1 protein-coding gene is annotated in these 807 nt (G+C 48.1%); it reads left to right on the forward strand.

Going from position 1 to position 807, the window contains the following annotated elements:
• Positions 1-112: 112 nt before the first annotated feature.
• Positions 113-670, forward strand: a complete 558-nt coding sequence (locus J8I34_RS34230; RefSeq protein ID WP_371748209.1) for a hemerythrin domain-containing protein — start codon at positions 113-115, stop codon at positions 668-670.
• Positions 671-807: the final 137 nt, after the last annotated feature.

Consider the following 807-nt stretch of genomic DNA (forward strand, 5'->3'; position numbering starts at 1 on the left):
ACCATGGACATGACTATGACAACGCACTCACCCAATCCCGCGATGACTCGCGCACTGATTTATTCAGCATTTCCCTAAATGCCAATAATAACCACATCCCTGGATGGCCGACATGACCAACACTATTGCTGATTGGCATAGCGATCATTTGTACTTCGCTCATTTACTAGACACACTCCAAAATCAAATCGGGTCTTTTTTCGAGGGAAAACAGCCTAATTATCAATTGATAACTAAAATCGTCGAGTACATGTGCGATTATGGCGATCGCATTCATCACCCTCGAGAGGATGTTGCTTTTTCTTTACTGGTGAAGCGAGATCCCGATATACAGCTTGTGGTGAGTCGACTTCTACAGGAACATCTAGTGATCGCGGAAACCAGTGCCCAACTACTTGACCACTTCAAGGGCGCCGAATGTGACGTTATAACGCCTAGAGACGTGTTAGTGGCACAAGCGGCAGTATATCTTGCTTACTATCGCAATCATCTATCTTCCGAGGAAAACCTAGTCATGCCACGAACAGTGGAGATGCTGACTGCAGAGGATTGGGCCAAAGTCGATGCCGTCGTTCCGGAGAGCGTTCATCCGTTATGTGGGATAAGTCTTCAGGAGCATTTCGCGACGTTGCGCAAGCAAATACATGATGAGGAGCAGTTGGATTCGTGAACTGGAAGCTGGCGACCCTTTTTCCCAGTCACAAGCGGCATACAGGTTGACACCTTTGACCGGCGTTGTTGCATAAATCGAGATTGAAAACAGGGGCTCCTCGGTGAGGCTGAACTCAGGCGATACGGACGGATTGC

Source organism: Cupriavidus phytohabitans, assembly GCF_017815025.1.
GTDB lineage: Bacteria > Pseudomonadota > Gammaproteobacteria > Burkholderiales > Burkholderiaceae > Cupriavidus.

Coding starts and splice junctions, on each gene's coding strand:
- J8I34_RS34230 (WP_371748209.1), top strand. CDS start 113: ATGACCAACACTATTGCTGATTGGCATAGCGATCATTTGTACTTCGCT.